The organism is Arthrobacter silviterrae, assembly GCF_011045165.1.
Lineage (GTDB): Bacteria > Actinomycetota > Actinomycetes > Actinomycetales > Micrococcaceae > Specibacter > Specibacter silviterrae.
Map to the genome: position 1 here is coordinate 88,953 of NZ_JAAKZI010000012.1, position 21,781 is coordinate 110,733.

At 66.0% G+C, this 21,781-nt stretch carries 23 protein-coding genes, 1 tRNA gene, 1 pseudogene and 2 riboswitches; of the genes and pseudogenes, 12 read left to right on the forward strand and 13 right to left on the reverse strand.

The window, feature by feature from the left end:
• Positions 1–40 precede the first annotated feature (40 nt).
• Positions 41–162: riboswitch (SAM riboswitch) on the forward strand.
• Between the two features lie 82 nt (positions 163–244).
• The 3 genes from G6N77_RS08915 (at position 245) to G6N77_RS08925 (ending at position 2,178) form a co-directional block, all read left to right on the forward strand.
• The gene (locus G6N77_RS08915; RefSeq protein WP_165181678.1) at positions 245–505 is read left to right on the forward strand and encodes a DUF1737 domain-containing protein; all 261 of its coding nucleotides are present in this window, start codon (positions 245–247) and stop codon (positions 503–505) included.
• The gene (locus G6N77_RS08920; RefSeq protein WP_165181679.1) at positions 502–894 is read left to right on the forward strand and encodes a rhodanese-like domain-containing protein; all 393 of its coding nucleotides are present in this window, start codon (positions 502–504) and stop codon (positions 892–894) included. Before G6N77_RS08915 ends, G6N77_RS08920 begins: the two co-directional genes overlap by 4 nt.
• Before the next feature lie 72 nt (positions 895–966).
• Positions 967–2,178, forward strand: a complete 1,212-nt coding sequence (locus tag G6N77_RS08925; protein ID WP_165181680.1) for an O-succinylhomoserine sulfhydrylase — start codon at positions 967–969, stop codon at positions 2,176–2,178.
• A gap of 180 nt (positions 2,179–2,358) precedes the next feature.
• Here the strand turns inward: G6N77_RS08925 and G6N77_RS08930 are convergent, their stop codons facing one another.
• From G6N77_RS08930 to G6N77_RS08945, 4 genes are all read right to left on the reverse strand, one after another.
• Entirely contained in the window at positions 2,359–3,891 is a 1,533-nt protein-coding gene (locus tag G6N77_RS08930) for a UDP-N-acetylglucosamine 1-carboxyvinyltransferase (protein WP_165181681.1), read from the reverse strand.
• A gap of 250 nt (positions 3,892–4,141) precedes the next feature.
• Complete coding sequence (locus tag G6N77_RS08935) at positions 4,142–4,939, reverse strand: energy-coupling factor transporter transmembrane component T family protein (RefSeq protein WP_165181682.1); 798 nt, start codon at positions 4,937–4,939, stop codon at positions 4,142–4,144.
• Entirely contained in the window at positions 4,936–6,630 is a 1,695-nt protein-coding gene (locus tag G6N77_RS08940) for an ABC transporter ATP-binding protein (RefSeq protein WP_165181683.1), read from the reverse strand. The genes G6N77_RS08935 and G6N77_RS08940 overlap by 4 nt, the downstream gene beginning before the upstream one ends.
• A 3-nt stretch (positions 6,631–6,633) precedes the next feature.
• Entirely contained in the window at positions 6,634–7,260 is a 627-nt protein-coding gene (locus G6N77_RS08945; protein WP_165181684.1) for an ECF transporter S component, read from the reverse strand.
• A 46-nt stretch (positions 7,261–7,306) separates the two neighbouring features.
• A riboswitch (TPP riboswitch) is annotated at positions 7,307–7,424 on the reverse strand.
• Positions 7,425–7,659: 235 nt separating this feature from the next.
• Between G6N77_RS08945 and G6N77_RS08950 the strand changes: the two genes are divergently transcribed.
• Entirely contained in the window at positions 7,660–7,920 is a 261-nt protein-coding gene (locus tag G6N77_RS08950; RefSeq protein ID WP_165181685.1) for a DUF4235 domain-containing protein, read from the forward strand.
• On the opposite strand, the gene mnhG is transcribed toward G6N77_RS08950, so the two are convergent.
• The 6 genes from mnhG to G6N77_RS08980 are packed head-to-tail and all read right to left on the reverse strand — an operon-like array spanning position 7,917 to position 14,250.
• The gene (gene mnhG, locus G6N77_RS08955) at positions 7,917–8,273 is read right to left on the reverse strand and encodes a monovalent cation/H(+) antiporter subunit G (RefSeq protein ID WP_165181686.1); all 357 of its coding nucleotides are present in this window, start codon (positions 8,271–8,273) and stop codon (positions 7,917–7,919) included. The genes G6N77_RS08950 and mnhG overlap by 4 nt on opposite strands.
• The gene (locus G6N77_RS08960) at positions 8,270–8,545 is read right to left on the reverse strand and encodes a monovalent cation/H+ antiporter complex subunit F (protein ID WP_165181687.1); all 276 of its coding nucleotides are present in this window, start codon (positions 8,543–8,545) and stop codon (positions 8,270–8,272) included. Before G6N77_RS08960 ends, mnhG begins: the two co-directional genes overlap by 4 nt.
• On the reverse strand, positions 8,542–9,114 hold the full coding sequence (locus G6N77_RS08965; protein ID WP_262453272.1) for a Na+/H+ antiporter subunit E: 573 nt from the start codon (positions 9,112–9,114) through the stop codon (positions 8,542–8,544). Before G6N77_RS08965 ends, G6N77_RS08960 begins: the two co-directional genes overlap by 4 nt.
• A gap of 8 nt (positions 9,115–9,122) precedes the next feature.
• Positions 9,123–10,745, reverse strand: a complete 1,623-nt coding sequence (locus G6N77_RS08970; RefSeq protein WP_165181689.1) for a Na+/H+ antiporter subunit D — start codon at positions 10,743–10,745, stop codon at positions 9,123–9,125.
• Entirely contained in the window at positions 10,742–11,248 is a 507-nt protein-coding gene (locus G6N77_RS08975) for a Na(+)/H(+) antiporter subunit C (protein ID WP_165181690.1), read from the reverse strand. Before G6N77_RS08975 ends, G6N77_RS08970 begins: the two co-directional genes overlap by 4 nt.
• Positions 11,245–14,250, reverse strand: a complete 3,006-nt coding sequence (locus tag G6N77_RS08980; RefSeq protein WP_165181691.1) for a Na+/H+ antiporter subunit A — start codon at positions 14,248–14,250, stop codon at positions 11,245–11,247. The genes G6N77_RS08975 and G6N77_RS08980 overlap by 4 nt, the downstream gene beginning before the upstream one ends.
• 164 nt (positions 14,251–14,414) lie before the next feature.
• On the opposite strand from G6N77_RS08980, the gene G6N77_RS08985 reads away from it, so the two are divergent.
• A complete protein-coding gene (locus G6N77_RS08985) occupies positions 14,415–15,740 on the forward strand; it encodes an MFS transporter (RefSeq protein WP_205678140.1) in 1,326 nt (441 codons plus the stop codon).
• Between the two features lie 11 nt (positions 15,741–15,751).
• Here the strand turns inward: G6N77_RS08985 and dcd are convergent, their stop codons facing one another.
• On the reverse strand, positions 15,752–16,327 hold the full coding sequence (gene dcd, locus G6N77_RS08990) for a dCTP deaminase (RefSeq protein ID WP_165181693.1): 576 nt from the start codon (positions 16,325–16,327) through the stop codon (positions 15,752–15,754).
• Between the two features lie 129 nt (positions 16,328–16,456).
• Between dcd and G6N77_RS08995 the strand changes: the two genes are divergently transcribed.
• The 5 genes from G6N77_RS08995 to G6N77_RS09010 all read left to right on the forward strand — a co-directional run bounded on the left by G6N77_RS08995 (position 16,457) and on the right by G6N77_RS09010 (position 19,720).
• A complete protein-coding gene (locus tag G6N77_RS08995) occupies positions 16,457–16,942 on the forward strand; it encodes a cation:proton antiporter regulatory subunit (RefSeq protein ID WP_165181694.1) in 486 nt (161 codons plus the stop codon).
• 8 nt (positions 16,943–16,950) lie between these two features.
• The gene (locus G6N77_RS09000) at positions 16,951–18,141 is read left to right on the forward strand and encodes a cation:proton antiporter (RefSeq protein WP_165181695.1); all 1,191 of its coding nucleotides are present in this window, start codon (positions 16,951–16,953) and stop codon (positions 18,139–18,141) included.
• Between the two features lie 97 nt (positions 18,142–18,238).
• Positions 18,239–18,309: transfer RNA gene (locus G6N77_RS09005), tRNA-Gly, on the forward strand.
• Positions 18,310–18,431: 122 nt separating this feature from the next.
• Positions 18,432–18,566, forward strand: a complete 135-nt coding sequence (locus tag G6N77_RS20110) for a hypothetical protein (RefSeq protein ID WP_262453275.1) — start codon at positions 18,432–18,434, stop codon at positions 18,564–18,566.
• Positions 18,563–19,720 carry a N(5)-(carboxyethyl)ornithine synthase gene (locus tag G6N77_RS09010; RefSeq protein WP_165181696.1) on the forward strand — a complete coding sequence of 386 codons (1,158 nt, stop codon included), beginning with the start codon at positions 18,563–18,565 and terminating at the stop codon, positions 19,718–19,720. The genes G6N77_RS20110 and G6N77_RS09010 overlap by 4 nt, the downstream gene beginning before the upstream one ends.
• Positions 19,721–19,738: 18 nt before the next feature.
• On the opposite strand, the gene G6N77_RS09015 is transcribed toward G6N77_RS09010, so the two are convergent.
• Positions 19,739–20,152: a VOC family protein gene (locus G6N77_RS09015; protein ID WP_165181697.1), complete on the reverse strand. Its 414-nt coding sequence runs from the start codon at positions 20,150–20,152 to the stop codon at positions 19,739–19,741.
• Positions 20,153–20,214: 62 nt separating this feature from the next.
• Here G6N77_RS09015 and G6N77_RS20315 point away from each other — a divergent pair.
• Positions 20,215–20,420: pseudogene (locus G6N77_RS20315) on the forward strand (very short patch repair endonuclease); the annotation flags it as partial.
• Positions 20,421–20,495: 75 nt separating this feature from the next.
• Entirely contained in the window at positions 20,496–20,633 is a 138-nt protein-coding gene (locus G6N77_RS20320; RefSeq protein ID WP_306987572.1) for a hypothetical protein, read from the forward strand.
• On the opposite strand, the gene G6N77_RS09025 is transcribed toward G6N77_RS20320, so the two are convergent.
• Complete coding sequence (locus G6N77_RS09025; protein WP_165181698.1) at positions 20,630–21,676, reverse strand: fatty acid desaturase family protein; 1,047 nt, start codon at positions 21,674–21,676, stop codon at positions 20,630–20,632. The genes G6N77_RS20320 and G6N77_RS09025 overlap by 4 nt on opposite strands.
• Positions 21,677–21,781: the final 105 nt, after the last annotated feature.

Consider the following 21,781-nt stretch of genomic DNA (forward strand, 5'->3'; position numbering starts at 1 on the left):
ATTAGTGACGGCACGGGGTGCGCGTGTTATTTTTCAAGGGAGTAATGAGCGCCAGCGCCAAGCCCTGACTTGCTGGCCGGCAACCCACTTTTTCGTTCGGGGTGCCTCAGGTGAATACTCGGCAAACCCGGCAATCAGCGGCCGCGGTTGCAAGCGCGAACGCCCGATGTGCCCTTTTGCATGTGTGGAAACGCCGTACGAACATTGCGCTTGCAGCAACGTCCGCCTGCACTCAGGAGCACGCATGTCCGCTGACGAATCCCCCCTCGCCTACCGCCTTATCACCGGCCCCGACGACCGTTCCTTTTGTGAACGGATCTCCGCAGCCCTGGCCGAAGGCTACATATTGCACGGCAGCCCGTCGGTGACGTTCAACGGCACCTCCGTGATCGCCGCCCAGGCCGTGGTCCTGCCGCACGCCGTGGCCTCCTCCGACGCCGCCGTCGCCAATGCCGTCCAGGAGCTGGAAGACCCTGAAGAGTTCGACGGCGAGGGAATCGCGTGAGCTACGCCGGAGACCTGGCCCCCGCCCAGGCATGGGACAAGCTGGGCGAGGGCGCCGTGCTGGTGGACGTGCGCACCGACGGCGAATGGACCCACATTGGCGTCCCCGACGTCTCCTCCCTGGGTGCCGAGCCGGTGTTCATCCAGTGGAACCTGGCCAGCGGGGCCCCGAACCCGGCTTTCCTCTCGGAGCTCCAGGCCGCGGTTCCGGCGGAGACCCCGCTGGTCATTCTGTGCCGTTCGGGCGCGCGGTCCGTGGCCGCCGCCGAGGCCGCCACGGCTGCCGGCTACACGGCATTCAACGTCCTGGAGGGCTTTGAGGGCGTGCCGGACAGCTACGGCGACCGCATTGTCAACGGCTGGAAAAACCGCCACCTGCCCTGGAAATAAGCGCCCTGGGCGCGCCGCCCCGAAGCTGGCACCACCTGGCACCACCTGCGAAAACTAAGGATAGACACGCAATTGAGCAACTTTAATGAGCACGCCGCATCATGGGCCGACAGCACCCAGGCCGTCCGGGGCGGACTGGACCGCAGCAACTTCCAGGAGACCTCTGAGGCCATCTTCCTGAACTCCGGCTTTGTGTACGAATCCGCCGAGGCCGCGGAGCAGTCGTTCACCGGCGAGGTGGACCGCTTTGTGTACTCCCGTTACGGCAATCCGTCCGTGGCCACGTTCCAGGAGCGCCTGCGGCTGCTGGAGGGCAAGGAAGCCTGCTTCGCGACGGCGTCGGGCATGTCCGCCGTGTTCACGGCACTTGGTGCGCTGCTGGGGGCCGGTGACCGCGTGGTGGCGTCCCGCTCGCTGTTCGGCTCCTGCTTCGTCATCCTGAACGAACTGCTGCCGCGCTGGGGCGTGGAGACCGTGTTCGTTGATGGCCCGGACCTGGAGCAGTGGCGCACTGCGCTCTCGGTGCCGACCACCGCCGTGTTTTTTGAGTCGCCGTCCAACCCGATGCAGGAAATCATCGATGTGCAGGCCGTCTGCGAGCTGGCCCACGCCGCCGGCGCCCAGGTGGTGGCGGACAACGTGTTCGCCACCCCCCTGCTGCAGCGCTGCGGAGACTTCGGCGCGGACATCGTGGTCTACTCCGGCACCAAGCACATTGACGGGCAGGGCCGGGTACTGGGCGGCGCCATCCTGGGGACGAAGGAATTCATTGACGGCCCCGTAAAGAACCTGATGCGGCACACGGGCCCGGCACTGTCCGCCTTCAACGCCTGGGTGCTGACCAAGGGCCTGGAAACCATGGGCATCCGTGTGGCCGCGTCCTGCGCCAGCGCCCTGGCCCTGGGTGAGTTCCTCGAGGCGCAGCCGCAGGTCAGCCGTGTCATCTACCCCTTCCTGCCCTCGCACCCGCAGCACGAGCTGGCGAAGAAGCAGATGAAGGCCGGCGGCACGGTGCTGACCTTTGAGCTGGCCGAGCCCGACGGCGGCACCCGCAAGGAGGCCGCGTTCAGGCTCCTGAACGCCCTGGAAATTGTGGACATCTCCAACAATCTCGGCGACACCAAGTCCCTCATCACCCACCCCGCCACCACCACGCACCGCGCCATGGGTCCGGAAGGGCGCGCCGCGATCGGCCTCTCCGACGGCTTCCTGCGCCTCTCCGTGGGCCTGGAGGACCTGGGCGACCTCAAGAAGGACCTCGAAAGGGCCCTCGCAGCAATCTAACCTCCCGTCGAAGTTGGAGATCACCACCCCTCCCCCCGTCGAAGTTGGAGATCACCACCGATGAGGTGGGTGGTTATCTCCAATCTCGACGGTTGAGGCGGTGGTTATCTCCAATCTCGAGGACGACGGCGGCCGGTGACCTTTCGCGCGAAAGGTGACCGGCCGCCGTCGTGCTTGGACTTAGTCCTGGAAGTATTCGATTTCGGCGCCAACGGTGTTCAGGCGCTCGGCCAGGTCCTCATAGCCGCGCTCGATCACGTAGATGTTGCGCAACTCCGACGTTCCCTTCGCGGCAAGCATGGCCAGCAGGATGCAGGCGGCGGGGCGGAGGGCCGGCGGGCAGCCGATCTCCGCCGAGCGCCACGCGGTGGGGCCCTTGATGTCAATGCGGTGCGGATCCAGCAGCCGCACGCCGGCGCCAAGCCGGTTCAGCTCGGTCAGGTAGATGGCGCGGTTCTCGTACACCCAGTCGTGGATGAGCGTGGTGCCCTCGGCGCAGGAGGCGATGACGGCGAAGAAGGGCAGGTTGTCGATGTTCAGGCCCGGGAACGGCATGGGGTGGATCTTGTCCGGTGCGGCGTGCAGCTCAGAGGGCAGGGTGGTGATGTCCACCAGGCGGGTCTTGCCGTTGCGGGCCGTGTATTCGGCGGACTTGCGGTAGTGGAAGCCCATCTGCTCCAGCACCTTGAGCTCAATTTCCATGAACTCAATGGGCACGCGGCGCACGGTGACTTCGGACTTGGTCACGATGCCGGCGGTGATCAGGCTCATGGCCTCAATGGGGTCCTCAGACGGGAAGTATTCAATGTCCACGTCGATGCGGGCCCGGCCGCGGATGGTCAGCGTGGTGGAGCCCACGCCTTCTACGTGCACGCCCAGCCCCTGCAGGTAAAAGCAAAGGTCCTGGACCATGTAGTTGGGGCTGGCGTTGCGAATCACGGTGGTGCCCTCGCGGTGCGCGGCGGCCATGATGGCGTTTTCGGTAACGGTGTCCCCGCGCTCGGTCAGCACAAAGGTGCGGTCGGTGGTGTCGCTGAGCGGGGCCTGCACCTGGTAGAAACCGTTGTGCGCGGTGACGGCCAGGCCAAATTCGCGCAGGGCCTGCATGTGGGGCTCCACCGTGCGGGTACCCAGGTCGCAGCCGCCGGCGTAGGGGATGCGGTAAATGTCCTGCTGGTCCAGCAGGGGGCCCAGCAGCATGATGACGGAGCGGGTGCGCTTGGCCGCCTCCACGTCCATGGAGCCCAGGTCCAGCACTTTGGGGCGGCGGATCTGAAGGTCGGTGGCATTGAGCCACTTGCACTCGACGCCAATGCTGGTGAGCAGCTCAACAATGCGGTTGACCTCCTCAATGCGGGCCAGCCGGCGCAAAGTGGTGGTGCCGCGGTTGATCAGGCTGGCACACAACAGGGCCACTCCGGCGTTCTTGCTGGAGTTGACATCCACGCTGCCGGAGAGCTCGCGGCCGCCGTGCACGCGCAGGTGGGTCACCACATTTTTGGGTGAATTGCCCACGTTGACAATGTTGCGTCCCAGCAGGGATTCCATGCGCTGGATCATCTTCAGGCTAAGGTTTTGCTTGCCCTGTTCCATCCGTGCCACCGCGCTCTGGCTGGTGCCCAGTTGCGCCGCGAGTTCCAGCTGGGTCCAGCCTTTGTCGTTCCGGGCGTCGCGGACCAATACACCAACGGTTTCTGCAGCCACTTGAGTCATAACACTTTTATATCATGGGACGCATATTTTGCAGGCATTTCGTGACCTCTGCAGCAATTCGGTCTCTTGGAGGCCAAGATTAGCCATTGCATGCGATAAGTCGATTCGGCGGCCTAATTCGCAAACCGTCTCCCACTACGGTACTCCCCCTGCGGGCATTCCGTGCGCAACGCCGAGACAGCGGATGCGCGCCGAGATCCGCAAGATATTCCATCCGGTCTCGGCGTTGATCCGCTGTCTCGGCGCAGGGCTAGCCAAACACAGGATTCCACGTTCCAAGCACGACGGCGGCCCCCACCGACACGGCCACCATCACCAATCCCCCTGCCGCCACCGCGGCGTCGCGCCGCGTAAAGACGGATTCCCGGGCCCACGTGCGGGGCCCGGCGCCAAAGCCCTTGGCCTCCATGGTGACTGCCAGCCGGGACGCCCTGCGGATGGCCTGGACCAGAAGCGCAAGGGCCTGCCCCAGGGACGCCCGCAGGCCGCTGAAGAAGCCGGGTTCGCTGCCCACCCCGCGGGCGCGGCGGGCCATGCCGAGGGTCTGCCATTCTGCCACCAGCAGGCCCACCAGGCGCATCGCAGCCAGGGCACCGAGCACAAAGCGGTGCGGCAGGCGGAGCTTCTGGGCCAGCGCATCCGCCAAGTCGGTGGGATCGGTGCTGGCCAGGACAATGATCCCCGGCAGGGCGATCGCCAGGCCGCGCAGCGCAATGGCCACACCGGACTCCACGGAACCGGTGGTGAACAGGAGCGGACCGGCCGAAAGGAGCACCTCGCCCGTTTTGGGTGCCAGCAACGCCGTGCCGTAGCCTCCCACCACGGCGGCCAGCAGCACGGGCCAGCCGCGACGCAACAACAAGGAGGCGCCCAGGCCGGCCAGCGGAAGCAGCAGGCATTCCAGTACCAGGGCCGCCGTGGCAGACACCCAGTCCACGCTCAGGAGCAGGGCGACCGTGATGGCCATGGCGGCACCCAGCTTGGCCAGCGGGTTCGCCCCCGCCAGCCAGGCCTTCGACCGGGGGGCGGCAAGAACATCCACGCTCATCTCCGCACCCCCGGCTCCGACACAGGCTCCGGCACAGGCTCCGATGCAGCCCCCGACTCGGCTCCCGACTGAGCCCCCGACTCGGCTCCCGGCAGTGACGCCGACGGGGTCATCCGCACGTGGTTATCTCCAACCTCAACAGGGGCGTCCGTGGGCGCGCCGAGGACCAGCCGGGCCCCTCCCAACACCTGGGTGAAGGCGGAGTCGTGCGTCACGGACACCACGGCAGTGCCGGCGTCGAGCAGTTCGGTCAGCAGCGAGGCCAGCTCGGCCCAGGTGTTGGCGTCCTGGCCGAAGGTGGGCTCGTCCAGGACCAGCACCTGCGGACCGGCGGCCAGCACGGTGGCCACGGACAGCCTGCGCTTTTCGCCCCCGGACAGCGTGAAGGGGTTGGCGTCCGCCAGGTGGCCCAGGCGCAGCCGCTCCAGCAGCCCGTCCGCGGAGGCCTCCCCCCGGCCCAGCAGCCGCGGCGCAAACAGCAGTTCATCGCGCACGGTGCCCGTCACAAATTGGTGCTCCGGTTCCTGGAACACATAGCCGATCCGGCTGATCAGCTCCCGCCCGCGCCATTTCAGCGGCGCGCTGCCGGCACCACGGGCCAGGGCCGGGCTGGCTTCCAGGCGCCCGCCCACGGCCGGCAGCAGCCCGGCCAGGGTGAGGGCCAGCGTTGATTTCCCGGCGCCGTTGGGCCCGGTCACGCTGAGGGCCTGCCCCGCGGAGATCCGCACGGAAGGCACGACGGCGGCCGGCACGGCCGGGTGCCGTCGCGTCCCGGCCTGCCGGGAGACGGCCAGGGCCTCCGCGTCGAGCAGTAGGTGGGAACCGGCGTCGTCCGTGGCCGAAAAAGTCCGCGGACGCACGGCGGGAACCCGGCCCGGCACCCAGACCCCGGCGGCGGCCAGCATGCCGGCTGCCTGGGCCAGGACCTCCGCGGGGGCGCCGTCCAGCAGCACGCCGCCCGGCTCCCCGGCACGCGCGGGCGCCAGCACCACAATCCTGTCCACCACGTCCAGCCAGACGGAGACGCGGTGCTCCACCACCACCAGGGTGGCCCCCGTGGCATCGAGGCTGCGCCGGACCGCGTCGTGGACGTCCACCACGCCGGCGGGGTCAAGGTTGGCGGTGGGTTCGTCCAGCAGGAGCAGCCCGGGGCGCATGGCCAGCATCCCGGCCAGGCCCAGCCGCTGCTTTTGCCCGCCGGACAGGGCGGAACTGGAGTGGTCCAGCGGCAACTTCAGCCCCACCTGTTCCAGGGCTTCCGGTACACGCCGCCAGATTTCCTCCCGCGGCACGGACAGGTTTTCCGCACCGAAGGCCACGTCGTCGCCAATGCGGGAGAGGACCACCTGGGCGTCGGGGTCCTGCTGCATGAGCCCGGCGCGGCCGCGGGATTCCGCCACGGGCGCGCCGTCAATGAGGAGCGTGCCAAACTCGTCGGCACCCTCCTCGCCGCCCAGCACACCTGCCAGGGCGTGCAAAAGTGTGGACTTGCCGGCGCCTGAGGGTCCCAGCAGCAGCACCCGTTCGCCGGGTGCGATCTCCAGGTCAAGATCGTGGATGGCCTTGGCCGGGCGGCCTGCGTGCTGCCAGCCCCACCCCCGGGCACTGACCCGCGCCGGGGCGCTCCGGCCCGGGGCGCTCAGTGCCGGGGCACTCCGGGCCGGGGCACCTCGGCCCGGTTGGCGGGCCATTCCCTACACCACCGGTTCGGTGGCAGCCCCGCGTGAGGGCAGATTGGCCAGGGCGCCGGTGCGGGCCAGCCCGCGCACTGCCAGCCAGGAGAGCAGCCCGGCCAGCACAGCCCCGGAAATGGCACCGAACACGGTGTAGACCAGCTTCCAGGGGAAGTCCCACACCACGTTGTAGACTAGGGAGTCGTTGATGCCCATGGCCACGCCCGCGAGCGCACCGGCCAGCAGTGCCACGGGCAGTGTGAAGCGGCGGTAGCGGAAGGCGGCAAAGGCCACTTCCGCGCCGAGTCCCTGGACCAGGCCGGACAGCAGCACGGTAAAGCCAAAGGAACTGCCCAGCAGCGCCTCGACAATGGCGGCCACTATCTCGCAGTACAGTGCGGCGCCGGGCTTGCGGATCACCAGTGCGCCGATCACGCCGGCAATCAGCCAGCCGCCGCCGTACAGGCCGGCAAGGGGCGGAAAGGCCACGGTGAAAGCGGCGATCACGCCGTAGCCGGCGGACCACAGCCAGAAGATGACGCCCACGGCCACGGACAGCACGGAGGCCACCACAATGTCCACCACGCGCCACGTCGAATTGGGTGCTGACTTGGAGTTTGCGGAATTGCCCGCGACTGACTTGCTCATGTTTCCTCCTTTTCAGGAGGGGCGGCCGCGGCGGTATTTCCGCGCAGCCGAAGAGAACTCGACTCCCTTCGCCGGTACTAGCCGGAGCAGGTTCGAGGGTCTGCGGCGAACCGCACTCTCAGCGCCGGTTCCCGGGTCGGGATGACGCTCCCCTGTCGTGTTGAATTGCGGCTTTAGTCTACCCGCACGGCCGGTTGGCGGCGAATGTTGATGACGCACGACGGCGGCGGGGCGCCCCGGGTGGGCGGCCTCACCGCCGTCGTGCTTGGCTTGGAGGGGCGGCGCGGCAATGGCCCGTCTTTATTTTCCTCCCAGCGTTGGCCGCTGTCGAGGGCAAACCGTTAGGCTAGCAACAGGTCCACCACCGCGTCACCCCGCCCCACCCCAAGGAGTGTTTTTGTGAATATCGTGTTCAAGCTGCTCGGCACGGGCGTCAGCGTGGCTGCCGGGTTTGTGGCCAGCAAGATCGTTGACACCGCGTGGGAAAAAAGCACAGGCAACAAGCCGCCCAAGGACGGCGCCAACCTGGAAAACAGCCTCCGCTCGGCACTCACCTTTGCCTTGGTTTCCTCCGCCGTGGCCGCCATCATCCAGGTCCTGGCCGGGCGCACCACCCAAAAGGCCATTGCCCGCTTCAACCAGCACCCCGAAGAGGTTTAGGCGCCGTTTTCTTCCACAACGGCTTCCACCACGTCGTTGAGCTCGTCCACCGTGAGGAGTTCGGGGCGGCGGTGTTTGGTGCGGTAGCCGGCGCGGCCCACCATGTGAGCGGACACCGGCACCGTCAGCAGCTGGAACAGCCAGGCCACCAAGAGCGCGGGCAGCAGCGACCAGGCCTGCAGCTGGAGCGCCACTGCGGCCAGCATCAGGAAAAGGCCCAGTACCTGCGGCTTGGTGGCGGCGTGCATGCGGCTCATCAGGTCAGGAAACCGCAGCAGTCCTACCGCTGCGGCCAGGCTCATGGCGGCCCCGCCCAGCAGGCAGATGGCTGTCAGCACATCAACCACGTTCATGCTTCCTCCTTGCGGTGCGCCACGAAGCGGGCCACCGTCACGGAGCCAATGAATCCCACCACGCTCAGGACCACCAGCAGCGCCAGGTTGTCCGTGTGGTGCTTCAGTGCCATGTCGGTGGCCAGGGCGGCGCCGAAAATGGCCAGCAGGACGTCCGCGGCGATGACCCGGTCCAGCAGCGACGGCCCGGCGGCGATGCGGTAAATGGTGCCTGCCGCCGCCAGGGACAGCACGACGGCGACAATCACGCCCACTGTTCCCAGTCCCGTCATGGTTCCTCCCTCGGGGCGTGGTTATCTCGAATCTCAACGGTGAGGGCGGCAAGTTCCTCGCGGCTGCCCATGATGCGGATCAGCCGGGCCTCGATGTCCCGGATCCCGGCCCGGGCCTGCTCCACACTTTCGGCCGTGGGCGTGTTCATGGCGTGCATGTACAAGGTGGCGGTGCCGCGGTCCACCTCAACCACCAGGGACCCCGGGATCAGCGACAGCACGTGGCCGGTTGCCGTCATGAGCAGGTCCGAATGACTGCGGAGGGGGACGGCGATGACGGCATTTCGGATGCGCGGCCCATGCGCCACAGCCCAGTATGCAACCAGGGCGCTGGCCACCGTGACTTCCTTGAGGAACCACATCACAAACACCAGGGCGTGCAGCACGTTGAAGCGGCCGCTCAGTTCCACGGGAGGCAGATAAAACGCCTGCGAGACCCCCAGGGCAATCAGCAGGCCAAAAACCAGGTTGCCGGGGCTGAAGTCCTGCCACAGGGCACCCCACACCACCACCAGCCAAATGAGCAGCGGCAGCCGCTGCCACGTGCGGCGCTTGCGCACAGCGTCCACGGTCCGCCTCATGGAGCACCCGCCCCCAGCACGGCCGCAATGTAGGGCGTTCGCGCAAGCATGGCGTCCGCCGCCTGCTGGCTGAGCTCAAACAATGGCCCGGCGAATACACTGAGCGCCACGCCCAGCACCACCAGGCCCAGGGTGGAGTAGACCATCATTTTCGGCAGGATCGGGATCTCGTTCTCCCCGGCGAACCGGCCCTCGGTGGCGTCAACATACTTGCTGGTGCGCAGCGCCCGCATGCTCCGTCCGCCGGAGGCGTCCGGGGCCGTGGCAAGCAGCACGGGGTCAGGGTCCTCGGCGTCGGCCGTGCTGCGCCAAAACACGCGGTTCCACACGCGGGCCATGACCAGCAGCGTCAGCAGGCTGGCTGCCACGGCGCCCACCACCAGCACGTACGCCATGGGCGAGCCGTCCGCCACGCCGGCCTGCAACAGGCCCAGCTTCCCCAGGAATCCCGAAAACGGCGGGATACCGGACAGGTTCATGGCGGGGATGAAGTACAGCACGGCCAGCAGGGGGGACAGCTTGGCCAGCCCGCCCAGCCGTGAGATGGCGGAGGTGCCGCCGCGGCGCTCCACCAGTCCCGTCACCATGAACAGGCTGGTCTGGATGGTGATGTGATGGATGATGTAGAAAATGGTGGCGGCCAGGCCCAGCACTGATGAGAGCGCGACGCCGAAGATCATGTACCCGATGTGGCTCACCAGGGTGAAGGAGAGCATGCGCTTGATGTCCGTCTGGGCCAGCGCACCCAGGATGCCCACCAGCATGGTCAGCAGGGCCGCCCACATCAGCACGGTGTTGAAATGGTCGGAGGGGAACAGCAGGGTCTCCGTGCGGATGATCGCGTAGACGCCCACCTTGGTCAGCAGCCCGGCGAACACCGCCGTCACGGGTGCCGGCGCCGTGGGATAGGAGTCAGGCAGCCAGAAGGAGAGCGGAAAGACGGCAGCCTTGATGCCAAAGGCCACCAGCAGCAGCACGTGCAGCAGTTGCTGGGTCCCGTGGTCCAGCTGCCCCAGCTTGATGGCCAGGTCGGCCAGGGTGACGGTTCCCGTGGCGCCGTAAATCATGGCAATTGCTATCAGGAACAGCAGCGAGGACACCACGCTGACCACCACGTAGGTGATCCCCGCCCTAATGCGCGATCCGGTTCCGCCCAGCGTCATAAGCACGTAGCTGGCCGTCAGCAGGATCTCAAAGCCCACATACAGGTTGAACAGGTCACCGGCCAGGAATGCGTTGGACACGCCGGCCACCAGGATCAGGTACGTGGGGTGGAAAACAGACAGGGGCCCGCCTTCCTCGCCGTCGGCCGCGCCCTGGCCGGACGCATAGGCCAGCACCGCCAGGCTGACAGCGGAGGAAATGACCAGCAGCAGCGAGGAGAACTGGTCCGCCACCATGACGATCCCGAACGGCGGCGCCCAGCCGCCCAGGTGCACTGCCACGGGGCCGGACTGCCAGACAAAGGCGAGCACCAGCACTTCCAGTGCCAGGGTCACGGCCAGCGTGCCCAGGCTGACCCGGCGCTGGATGCGCGGCTGGCGGATCAGCACAAAGGCCAGGGCTGCGCCCAGGAAAGGCAGGACGACGGCGAGCGGCGCCAGGGATGCGATGCTCATTCCCCGCCTTCCTTGACGGCGTGGTGCACTGCTGCCTTCTTCAAGGTCACTTCGGGAATCATCTCGCGGCTGCCCGCCGGCTGGTTGTTTTCATGGAAGTCGGACACCTCAATGGCAATTTCGGAGTCTTCCTCGGCGTCGAACAATTCCTGCCTGGCAACACGGCGGTCTTCCCGGTCATCCTGGATGTGGTCAGCCCGGCTGAGCAGCCATGACCGGTAGATCAGGCTGAGCATGAAGGCCGTGACGGCGAAGGAAATCACAATGGAGGTGAGGATGAAGGCCTGCGGCAGCGGATCGTTGTATGCCGTGGCGGGAATATCCTTGCCGAAGATCGGTGCCAGCCCGGCGTAGCCGCCCGTGGCCAGCAGCAGCAGGTTGGTGGCGTTCGCCAGCAGCATCAGGGCCAGCAGCACCCGGGTCAGGCTGCGTTCCAGCAAGAGGTAGATCCCGATGGCGTACAGCACGCCCATGACCAGCAGCAGTGTCAGGTTGACGCTCACCGGCCCACCTCCAGCGGCTCGTCGTCCTCAATCAACGTGATGTCCCCAATGCCGTCCTCCTCATGCTGGTCAATTTCCGAACCCAGGCTCCGCAGCACGTCAATCACCAGGCCCACCACCACCAGGTACACGCCGATGTCGAAGAGGGTTGAGGTCACAAACTTCACGTGCCCGAACACCGGCAGGTCAAAGGAGAGGATGGCGCTTTGGAACACCTCGCCGCCCAGAAACAGGGGTGCCAGCGCCGTCAGGGCAGCAGCCGCCAGCCCAAGTCCCAGCAGGGTTCCGGCCGACACCCGGGTGGCCTCCGCCAGCTCAAAGCGCCCGCCGGCCAGATACCTGATGGTCAGGGCCAGCCCGGCCACGAGTCCGCCGGCGAAGCCGCCGCCCGTGCCGTTGTGCCCGGCCAGCAGCAGGTAGATGGACAGCACCATGATGCTGTGGAACACCAGCCGGGTGACCACTTCAATGATGATGGATCGCCGCTCGGGGGCCAGCGTGCGCCCGGCCACCAGCCACGGGTTGCCGGGCACCACGGCAAAGCGCCTGGCCAGTTCTGCGACGGGGCTCGGGGACCCATCCGGCACGCCAACGCGCCCAATGCTGCCCGTTTCCACGGTCTCGGCCCGGGCCAGCCGCTGTCCGCGTCCACGGACAAAGATCAGGCTGGCAACACCGGTTGCGGCAATGGCCAGCACCGAAATTTCCCCAAAGGTGTCCCAAGCGCGGATGTCCACCAGGGTCACGTTCACCACGTTGAGGCCTCCGCCGCCGGTGTACGCCAAGGCGGGCAGGCCCAGGCTGACGGGCGTGGCGATGCGCGATCCCATGGCCACCACCCCCACCACCACCATGACGGCGCCGAACGCGGCCCCCAGGATGACCCGGAGCAGCTTGTGGCTCCCGCGGGTGCGTTCTCGCAGGCCCGGTGGCAGGGAGCGCATGGCCAGCACAAACGCCACCAGCACAATGGTCTCCACCAGCATCTGCGTCAATGCCAGGTCCGGGGCGCCCTGGAGCGCAAAGATCAGCGCCACGCCGTAGCCGGTGACCGAAACCATCAGCACGGCCATGAACCTCTTGCTGGCGCGGGCCGCCGCTAAGGCACCGACCACAATCACCACGCCCGCGATGACCTGGAAAGGGGTTCCGCCATCCACCGTGTAGTGCCGGCCCAGCCAGTCCGGTCCCGTGGTGGCCAGCACGGCGCTCACGGCGGCAATGGCCGTGCCCAGGATGACTGCCAGGTAGAAGAAGAGCGAACCGCGCTGCGTGCGGCCGGTCACCCAGATGGCCACCAGGTCCAGCACCACAATGGCCTGCCGGTAGAGGCGTTCCAAATCCACCAGCGCCGGCATCCGCGCCTGCAGCGACTCAAACCGGCGGCGAAGCAGGAACAAGGCCAGGCCGCCGCCAACCACCACGGCGCTCAAGACCAGGGGCAGCGTCACCCCGTGCCACAACAGCAGGTGCTGCGGGTGTGGGTCATTGGCCGGAAACGGGGCGCTGTACGGCGCAATCCAGCGTTCCGCCAGCTGCGGATATGCGCCATAGGCCACTGTTAGCAGGCTGAGGAGTGCGGGCGCGCCAAGGAACAGCCAGTCCACGGATTTGAAGGGCGTGTCAGCCACAGGCGCGGCGGCCCCGCCCGGGGCGGGACGTTTCCGGGCAAAGCCGCCCCACAGGAACCGGGCGCTGTAGGCAAACGTCAAAATGGATCCAATGACCATCAGGGCCAGCACCGTGAAGCCTGCCACGTGCCCGGCGGAGCCGTAGCGGGCATGGGCCTCAAAGGCCGCAAACACGGATTCCTTGGCCACAAATCCTGCCAGTGGCGGCAGCCCTGCCATGGAGGCGGCGCCTATCAGGGCCACCACGCCCAGCGCGGGCGCGGAGCGGAACACCCCGGACAGCTCGCGAATGTCTCGCGTCCCGGACTGGTGGTCAATGATGCCCACCACCAGGAACAGCGCCGCCTTGAACAGGCCGTGGGCCAGCACCATGGCCATCCCCGCCAGCGCTGCCTCGCGGCTGCCAAGGCCCACCACCACCATCAGGAAACCCAGCTGGCTCACGGTGCCGTAGGCGAGGATGAGCTTGAGGTCATGCTGCCGCAGCGCCCGCCAACCGCCCACCAGCATGGTGGCCAGGCCCAGCACCGTCACCAGGAGCTGCCAGTGCGCGGTGCCGGAAAAACCAGGTGCCAGGCGGGCTACGAGGTAAATGCCCGCCTTCACCATGGCTGCTGCGTGCAGGTAGGCGCTCACGGGTGTGGGTGCGGCCATGGCGCCCGGCAGCCAAAAGTGGAAGGGCAGCAGCGCGGACTTTGTCACGGCGCCCACCAAAACCAACGCAACGCCGATGTCCAGCACGGTGCCCGGCGTGCCAGTGGCTGCCACAAGCTGCGGCGCCCTGGCCAGCACGCCGGAGATGCTGTACGTCCCGGCACCCTCGCCCACCATGATCAGCCCCACCAGCATGGCCAAACCGCCAAAGGTGGTGACCACCAGTGCCTGCAGCGCAGCGCGGCGGGCGGCTATGCGGGTACGGGCATGTCCGATCAGCAGATAGGAGAGGACAGTGGTCAATTCCCAAAATACGAAAAGGAGAATCAGGTTGTCGGCTGTCACCAGCCCAAACATGACCCCCGCAAAAGCCAGCAGCTGGGCACCAAAGCCGCCCAGGCCGGCGTCGTCCGTCTTAAAATAGCGGGCGCAATAGGCCAGCACCAGCGCGCCAACACCCAGCACCAGCAGGCTCATGAGCCAGGCCAGCGCGTCCATGCGGAACGTCAGGTTGACGCCCAGGGCGGGGATCCAGGGGACGTCCAGCACCGGATTGATGCCTGTGGCGGAATATACTGCCCCGTACTGGGTCAGCAGCCAGGCAAAGCTGGCAGCGGGAACGGCTGCCAGCACGTAAAACGCGGCGCGTCCCCAGCGGGAAAAGAAAATGGGCGCGAGCAAAGCCATGATGAAATGTGCACAAAGGACAATCAACAAGGTGGACTCCGCAGGGTTCGGGCAGGGACGTCTGAATCACAGTAGAGGTCGGTTCCCGACCTTCCCAGCCTATCAAGGGCCATTGCACCGGCCCCAGGCGGCGCGGTGAACCGTTGCGTTAATGTGACAGCATTCACCGCGACGGGCCGGATAGCATGTGCCGTATGACTCAGTTCCCGCAGGCCATGGATTTCCCACCTGCCGCAGCGGACACCCCGCCGGGCACCAAGCGGCAGATCGTGGCGTGGTCCGCCTGGGACTGGGGCGGCGCGGCCTTCAACTCCGTCATGACCACCTTCATTTTCACGGCCCTGTACCTGACCGGCAAGGATTTCGGCGGCGCAGACCATGCCACGGCTGTCCTGGCGTTTGCCCTGTCGATCTCCGGGTTCGCCATCGCCCTCCTGGCCCCCGTCGCCGGGCAGCGAACGGACCACAGCGGCCGGCGAAAGCTGTGGCTGGGCATCAACACGCTCATCGTGGCCCTGCTCACCGGTGCGTGCTTCTTTGTGCAGCCGCATGAGTCGTACTTGCTGCTTGGCTGCATGCTTATAGCTGCCGGGCACGTGTTTTTTGAGATTGCCGACGTGAACTACAACGCGATGCTGCTGCAGATTTCCACCAAGCACACCATCGGCAAGATCAGCGGCCTGGGCTGGGCGTCGGGCTACCTTGGCGGCATTGTGGCGCTGCTCTTCGTGTATTTCGCGCTGATCAAGCCGGAGGAGGGGATCTTCGGCATCACCTCCGCGGACGGCATGACCTACCGTGCCGTGGCCGTGTTCTCCGCCCTGTGGATCATCATCTTTTCGATTCCTGTGATGCTGGCCATCCCCGAAAGCGAGCCGGACCCGAACGAACCCCATGTTGGCTTCTTCCAGTCCTACAAGGAGCTTTTCTGGACCATCGTGTTGCTGTGGAAGTCGGAGCGGCACACCGTGTACTTCCTGATTTCCTCCGCCATTTTCCGCGACGGGCTGGCGGCCATCTTCACTTTTGGCGCCGTGCTGGCGGTGGGATCGTTTGGTTTCAAGACCGGGGACGTGCTTATTTTCGCCATCGCCGGGAACGTGGTGGCCGCCGTGGGAGCCCTTTCCGCCGGCTTCTTCGATGACAAGTTCGGCCCCAAGGCCGTCATTGTCACGTCCCTGTGCGGATTGCTGGTTTCCGGCAGCGCCGTGCTGTTTCTCCACGGCAAGACGGCCTTTTGGGTCTTTGGCCTGATCCTGTGCCTGTTTGTGGGACCGGCCCAGTCGTCGGCCCGCACCTTCATGGGCCGGCTGGCCCCGGAAGGGCAGGAGGGCGAACTGTTTGGGCTTTACGCCACCACGGGGCGGGCAGTTTCCTTCCTGGCGCCGCAGCTCTTTGGCCTGTGCATTGTGCTGTTTGGCGCCCAGCGGTGGGGCATCATCGGCATCTTGGTGGTGCTGCTGGCCGGACTGCTGCTGCTGTTGCCGGTCAAGGCACCGCCGCACGGCGTGGCGGCGTAGCCCCCCGGGCCTTAAATTTTGGTGCGGTGAAAGTTCTTGAAGGAACGGGAGGCGGTGGGGCCGCGCTGCCCCTGGTAGCGGTTTCCGTACTGGCCCGAGCCGTAGGGGTGCTCCGCCGGGGATGAGAGCTGGAAAAAGCAGAGCTGGCCGATTTTCATCCCGGGCCACAACTTGATGGGCAGGGTGGCCACATTGGACAGTTCCAAGGTGATGTGTCCGGAAAAGCCGGGGTCAATGAAGCCGGCCGTGGAGTGGGTGAGCAGGCCCAACCGGCCCAGGGAGGACTTTCCCTCCAGCCGGGCGGCCACATCGTCCGGCAGCGTGACGGTCTCATAGGTGGAGGCCAGCGCAAACTCGCCCGGGTGCAGGATGAAAGCCTCCTCCGGATCCACCTCCACCAGGCGCGTCAGGTCCGGCTGCTCCTCCGAGGGATCAATGTGCGCGTAGCGATGGTTGTCGAAGAGACGGAAGTACCTGTCAATGCGCACATCAACGCTGGAGGGCTGCACCATGGCGGGTTCGTAGGGGTCCAAGACAATACGCTTGGCATCGATTTCGGCACGTATGTCGCGGTCTGAGATCAGCACCTTCTAAAAATAGCGCACATGGGCTCCGGGGCTGGTGGCACAGGACTTTTTGGACGGCATCCGGCGTTATATTTTTGGGCGTTTTTATCTATCCCGCCGCTGCCCGCGGTGCACGACTAAAGTGGGACCATGAATATTGAAGAGACTCCCCTCCCGGGCATCGGTGTCCGGAGGGAGCTGCGGCTCGGAACGGGACGCCGCGTAGGCGTTGTCACCCACCGTGACGGCCACACGGAGCTGATCCTCTCCCGGGTGGACGATCCGGACACCTGCGCCGCGTCCATTCCGCTCAGCGCCGAGGAAGCCTCCGCCCTGGGCTCGTTGCTGGGCTCGGCGCAACTCATCGCGCAGCTGGCAGCGGAACAAAAGGACGTCCCCGGCGTCACAACCCACCAAATCCTGGTCCGCCCGGGCAGCACCTTTGCCGAGCGGCCCCTGGGCGACACGCAGATGCGCACCCGCACCGGCACCTCCATCGTCGCCTTGCTGCGGGACCATGAGGTCATTGGCTCTCCCCGCCCGGATGAAGTGCTGAAGACCGGGGACATGGTGGTCATTGTGGGGACCGATTCAGGACTCTTGGAAGCTGCTGCAATCCTGCAGTCCCGGCCATAGGGTCCACCATGGATCCGACCACGCTCTCCCTCATCCAGCTAGGCGTAGTTTTCTTTGCGCTGGGATTTTTGGGACGCCTGGCCGGACGCATTGGGATGTCCCCTGTGCCGCTGTACCTGCTGGGCGGGCTGGCATTTGGTGAGGGAGGCCTGGTCAACCTGGGCGGGATCGACGGCTTTGCCCACATCGCCAGCGAAATCGGGGTCATCCTCCTGCTGTTGATGCTTGGCTTGGAATATACGGCCAAGGAACTAGTCACGGGCCTGCGGCAATCCTGGATGGCCGGGTTGCTGGATTTGGTGCTGAACATGCTCCCCGGCATTGCCATCGCCTTGATCCTGGGCTGGGGACCCGTGGGCGCCCTGGTGATGGCCGGCATCACCTACAGTTCGTCCTCCGGCATCATTGCCAAGGTATTGGGAGACTTGGGGCGGCTGGGAAACCGTGAAACACCCGTGGTGCTTGCCGTCCTGGTGATCGAGGACCTGGCCATGGCCGCCTACCTGCCCATTCTGACGGCGGTCCTGGCCGGGGTGTCCCTGCTGGGCGGGTTGACGGCACTGGGCATTTCCCTCGCCGTTATCTCGGCCGTGCTGGTCGGGGCCCTGCGCTACGGACATCTGGTCTCCACAGTGCTGGACAGCCCGGACAGGGAATCCTTCCTGCTCAAGCTGCTGGGGGCAGCCCTGCTGGTGGCCGGCATTGCCTCCGCCCTGCAGGTCTCCGCCGCCGTCGGCGCGTTCCTGCTCGGCATCGCCATCTCCGGTGGTACAGCGGAGAATGCCACCCGCGTGCTGGAACCCTTGCGGGACCTCTTCGCCGCCATGTTCTTTGTACTCTTCGGCCTGAACACGGACCCGCGCACCATTCCCCCGGTTCTGGGGTTTGCCCTCCTGCTGGCCGTGGTGACTGTCGCCACAAAGGTCATTACCGGCTGGTGGGCCGCCTGGCAACAGGGCATAGCGGTCATGGGCCGGGCCCGCGCCGGCGCCGCCTTGATTGCCCGCGGTGAATTTTCCATTGTCATTGCCGGACTGGCGGTCGCGTCTGGCGCCGTGCCCGCCGAACTGGCCGCCCTGGCCACCACCTACGTGCTGATCATGGCCGTCTTCGGCCCCGTTGCAGCCCGTTTCGTGGAGCCCCTGGTGCGCCTGTTCCAGGGCAAAAAGCAGCAAAACGATCCCGAGCTGATTTTCTAGCATGCGGCCCGGGCGGCCGGCAAAGTGTACAAAGCACCCCTGAACATCCGCTAGACTTTTGTTCGATGTCCCCACTGCTTGACGGGGACGCTTCAGTGCGGGCGTAGCTCAATGGTAGAGCGCTAGCTTCCCAAGCTCGATACGCGGGTTCGATTCCCGTCGCCCGCTCCGCGCACTGCTGGTGCCCTTGCCGTTGTCCACAACGGCCGGGGCACCAAGGCGTTTAACAGGCCAGTGCGTGTAGGGTCAGGGCTATGGGACCATCTTCGGTTCCACCTTAGGGAGCTGACATGGGCGACAAATCACCACGGCAAACTGCATCAAAAAAGTCCAGCAAGTCCATCAAGGAAAAGCGCGCAGACAAGCGCGCCGGCGAAGCGGGGCCCAGCATCGCCGACAAGCCCACCCCCGCAAAGAAAAAATGACGGCCGCAAGCTCCGGGCTGCGGCTCGGCGTCATTGGCACCTCGCGCAAGCCTGATGAGCGCCGCGCGCCGATTCATCCCGAGCACTTTTCCCGCATCGAGGCCGACATCCGCGCCCGGATGGTGGTCGAGGAAGGTTACGGGGAGCAGTTTGGCATGTCAGATGCTGCCCTCGCGGAGCTGGTGGGCGGCGTGTCCCGGCGGGAAGAGGTGGTGGCGGGTGCCGACGTCGTGCTTCTGCCCAAGCCGCAGGCCTCTGACCTGGCGGAACTGCGCGACGGCCAGGTGCTGTGGGGCTGGCCGCACTGTGTCCAGGACCGTGAGATCACCCAGCTGGCCATTGACAAGAAGCTGACCCTGATCGCCTTTGAAGCCATGAACCACTGGGCGTCCGACGGCGGTTTTGGCCTGCATGTCTTTCACAAGAACAACGAGCTGGCCGGGTACTCCTCGATCATGCATTCGCTGTCGCTGATTGGCTCCACAGGCGATTACGGGCGCCGGATGAAGGCTGTGGTGATCGGCTTCGGGGCCACCGCCCGCGGCGCCGTCACGGCTCTGAATGCCTTGGGCATCCGCGAGGTGCAGGTGCTCACCAGCCGCAGCGTGGCCGCCGTGGCTGCGCCGATCCACTCCGCCGAAATGGTCCAGTTCGATTTCGCGCCCGAGCCGCCCCACACAGGATTTGTCATGCTCGACGACGGCGACGCCCCCTTGGCAGCGTTCCTCGCCGAGGCGGACATTGTGGTCAACTGCACGCTGCAGGACCCGAATGCGCCCATGACGTACCTGACGGAGGCAGACCTGGCCGGATTCCGTCCGGGCAGCCTGATTGTGGATGTTTCCTGCGACGAGGGCATGGGCTTTAGCTGGGCCCGCAACACCAGCTTCACCGATCCGATGTTTACGGTGGGCGACAACGTCAACTACTACGCCGTGGACCACACCCCCAGCTACCTGTGGAACTCGGCCTCGTGGGAGATCAGCGAAGCCCTGTTGCCGTTCATTGAACCGGTGCTGGCCGGCCCGGCGGCCTGGGCGGACAACGACACCATCCGGCGTGCCATTGAAATCCGCGACGGCATCATCGTCAACCCGGCCATATTGGAGTTTCAGCGGCGCCAGGCGGACTACCCCCACCTGCCGATGGCGTAGCGGGCCCGCAGCGGGTGGTCACCCGGCCGCTGGGGGCAGGATCGGCTCGAAAAGCTCCACCAGGTTGCCGGACGGGTCCTCCACCAATACCTGCCGGCCCGCGACTCCCTGGACCACGGAGCTGCGCAGCGGCACGCCCGCGGCTTGGAGGCCGGCCGCCTGCGCAGCAACGTCCGCCACTTGCAGGGAGATCCTGTTCCACCCGCCGGGAACGGGGAGCGTGCCATCCGCCAGGGCCCGGCCGCCCCCTCCCGGTGCACCGTTTAGATCCGTGGCGCCGGGGGCGCTGAGCAAAAGGCGCAAGGCGCCGCGGGACAGCATGGCGAATCCCGGAGCCGGGTGCATTACCTCCACAAACCCCAGTTTCCCCACGTAAAACCCAATGGCGGCGTCGACGTCATTGACAATGTACCGAACGCTGGCTTGTTTCATGGCCACACTCCTTCTGTCTATCCCTATCCCCCACGGTACGCCCGGCGCGTAGCATGGAGGCCATGGTTGATTCCCTGACCAGGGACCAGCGCCACAGGGTCATGGCGAACATCAAGAGCAAGGACACCAAACCGGAAATGCAGGTGCGCCGGCTGCTTTTTGCGGCGGGCTACCGCTACCGGCTCCATGCCGTGGGTTTGCCCGGCACCCGGACATCGTCTTCAGCGCACGCCGCAAGGCCATTTTTGTCAACGGTTGCTTTTGGCATTCGCATTCGTGTCCCAATGGCACCCACAAACCGCAGACCAACCCCGAATTTTGGGAGGCCAAGCGCGCCCGCACGGTGGAGCGGGACGCCCAGGCACTGGCCCTGCTTGACGGCCTGGGCTGGGGCACCATCACGGTGTGGGAGTGCGGGCTGAAGGACATGGACCAGGTGGCCGCGGCGCTATTCAGCTTTTTGGGGCCCGCCCGCATTTAGCGGAATTGGCGAACCAGCGGGCATTCAAAGGGATCTACGGCGGAGAGCCCCACCCGGTTCAGGTACCTGACCACGATGGCGTAGGACTGCAGCAGCCCGGTTTCCGTCAACGCAATGCCGTTCCTACCGCAGGCCTCGCGCACCAGGGAGGTGCTGCGCCGCAGCTCCGGCCGGGCCATGTCCGGGAACAGATGGTGCTCCACCTGCCGGTTCAGCCCGCCCATGAGCGTGTCCATAAAGATCCCGCCGCGAATATTGCGGCTCGTCACCACCTGGCGGGTCAGGAAATCAACGCGGCTTCCAGCCTCCAAAATGGGCATCCCCTTGTGGTTCGGCGCAAAGGACGCCCCCAAGTAGAAACCAAACACGCCCATCTGCACGCCGATAAAGGCCAGCGCCATGCCCCACGGCAGCATGAGGAACAGCACCACCAGCAATGCACCAAAGCGCAGCACCAACAAGCCGATCTCCACATAGCGGAACCGCACGCCACGCCGGCCAAACAGCGTCTTGGCCGAGTCCAGGACCAGGCTGAACCCCAGGAACAGGATCAAGGGAAACAGCAGCGCCCCCTGGTGCCGGGTCACGACGGCGGCAAACCCGCGCTTGCCGGCCGCACCTTCCTCATGGAAGGCGACCACGCCGGTGTGGATGTCCGGGTCCTTGCCCTTGGTGTTGGGATTTTGGTGGTGCGCGGTATGCTTCTTCACCCACATGGCATAACTCATGCCCACCAGCAGCGGCCCCAAAATCCGCGCCGTCCAGTCGTTCGTCCGCCCGGAGGCGAAGATTTGGTGGTGGGCTGCCTCGTGGGCCAAAAACGCGAACTGGGTGAACAGGACTCCCAGCGCGGCCGCGATCAGCAGCTGGTACCAGGTCTGTCCCAAGAGCACGAACCCGGTCCCGGCGGCCCCCAGCGCCAGCACCAGGATGGCGAACACCATCCCATAAAACGCACGACGGCGGCGCATGAGTCCCGCTGTCCGCACCGTTTTCAGCAGGGCTGAGTACGTTTCGACGACGTGGTTGGGATTTGTGGGCATGGTGTCACCGGCGTAGGTCAGGGTCGACCAATCAAGCCGGCAATGAAAGCGTAAATTCTACGTCCTTCAATGGTAAATCCGATGCCTGGAAATGTCGCGTGCGGC